General features: G+C 66.8%; 3 protein-coding genes. 2 read left to right on the forward strand and 1 reads right to left on the reverse strand.

Annotation, left to right across the window (positions count from 1 at the left end):
- Positions 1-41: 41 nt before the first annotated feature.
- Positions 42-197 carry a hypothetical protein gene (locus ELR45_RS34505; protein WP_165367440.1) on the reverse strand — a complete coding sequence of 52 codons (156 nt, stop codon included), beginning with the start codon at positions 195-197 and terminating at the stop codon, positions 42-44.
- Positions 198-508: 311 nt separating this feature from the next.
- On the opposite strand from ELR45_RS34505, the gene ELR45_RS03395 reads away from it, so the two are divergent.
- Both ELR45_RS03395 and ELR45_RS36645 read left to right on the forward strand, forming a co-directional pair.
- On the forward strand, positions 509-1516 hold the full coding sequence (locus ELR45_RS03395) for a hydroxyacid dehydrogenase (protein ID WP_129663505.1): 1008 nt from the start codon (positions 509-511) through the stop codon (positions 1514-1516).
- A 2-nt stretch (positions 1517-1518) separates the two neighbouring features.
- A partial coding sequence (locus ELR45_RS36645) for a LacI family DNA-binding transcriptional regulator (protein WP_205855795.1) occupies positions 1519-1766 on the forward strand: 248 nt, incomplete at its 3' end.

Below are 1766 nucleotides of genomic sequence, written 5' to 3' on the forward strand. Positions count from 1 at the left end.
GTAGACAGTGTGCGGTTGTGCCTTGCTCGATCGACGCAACCTCAGCCCTTGGCCGCGAAGATCAGGAAATAGAGCACGCCGGGGACCACCAGCAGTGCGAGTGACCACGACACCCGCTCCGTCGATGAGGCCGGCTTCTTGCGGTCCTGCGCCCGAAATCGTCGCGTCTCGGCGCTCGTCAGGATCGACTCAGCCATCGCAGCCCAGCGCCTGCCGGGCGGCATCGCCGCGGTGGCTCCGTCTGCGCATGACCTGTCCCTCCAGCCGGACATCGATAGAAAACGTTGTCATGAAGATACGCACGCCGCCGAAGAACGAACAAGGCTGCGTTACGCAACCGTTATCTGTCGCTTCACTTCTCCTCTCATATATTGGCCGTAGCTACCGTGAACACACAGGACAAGGCGACCTGGGCAGAGAAGAGACGCATTCCAAGGCACGTTGTTGACCGCCCGGATATAGTGATCTAACGTAGAAAACGTTTGCTGCTAGAGACGGGAGCACGTTTGTGAGCCATCGCCCACAGGGGCTGTTCGCGATGCGCGCGGTCCATCGGCCGCGCCTCTTCCCACCCCCGCTGATGAAGCGCCTCGCCGAGCTCTGCGACATCGACCAGGCGGTGACCGTCGACGACTTCCGCACCGACCGAGCACACCGGCTGCTGGCCGAGACCGAGGTCCTCATCACGGGGTGGGGTTGCCCGACGCTCGACGCCGACGTGCTCGACCAGGCCCCGCGGCTGCGGGCCATCCTGCACGCTGCCGGGTCGGTCAAGACGCTCGTGACGCCGCAATGCTGGGAGCGAGGCATCGTCGTGTCCTCGGCGGCCACGGCGAACGCGATTCCCACCGCGGAGTACGCGCTGGCGGCGGTGCTCATGTCGGGCAAGCAGGTGTTCGTCCACCGAGAGCGGTACCGGCGCGACCATACGTTCGTGCTCGACCAGGCGCTGTCGGGCGTCGGCAACTTCGGCGCTCGCGTCGGCGTCGTCGGCGCGTCGCGGGTGGGCCGGAGACTGATCGAGCTGATGCGCCCGTTCGACCTCGACGTGTCGCTGTTCGACCCCTACGTCGAGCCCGCTGACGCCGCGGCACTCGGCGTGCAGTTGACCAGCCTCGATCAGATGCTGTCAACTTGCGACGTGATCAGCTTGAACGCGCCGCTGACGGCGGACACCTCTAGGATGATCGACCGCGATCGGCTCGCCATGATGCGCGACGGCGCCACGTTGGTCAACACGGCACGCGGTGGGCTGGTCGACAACACCGCCCTGGCCGACGAGCTGGTGTCCGGCAGGCTCTCCGCGGTGCTCGACGTCACCGATCCCGAGCCCTTGCCACCCGGATCCGTGCTCTTCGACCTGCCCAACGTCTTCCTCACCCCGCACGTCGCCGGCTCCCAGGGCAATGAGGTGCAACGGCTGGGCCGCAGCGCCGTGGACGAGCTGGAACGACTCGTCAACGGGGATCAGCTCGCCCACCAGGTGACGCCCGCGGACCTGGACACGGTGGCCTGACCATGTCCAACGACGGCCACCGGCGGCACACGGTCAAGGACGTCGCCGCGCGAGCACGCGTCTCGCCTGCCACAGTCTCGCGAGTGCTGGGCGGCACCTACCCCGTCGCCGCATCGACGCGCAGCCGCGTGCTGCGCGCCGTCGACGAACTCGACTACGTGGCCAACGCGCAGGCCCGGGCCCTCAAGGGAGCGACCTCCAAGACAATCGCGTTCGTCGTCAACGACGTCACCGGGCCGTTCTTCGCGCA

The organism is Phytoactinopolyspora endophytica (assembly GCF_004138495.1).
GTDB lineage: Bacteria > Actinomycetota > Actinomycetes > Jiangellales > Jiangellaceae > Phytoactinopolyspora > Phytoactinopolyspora endophytica.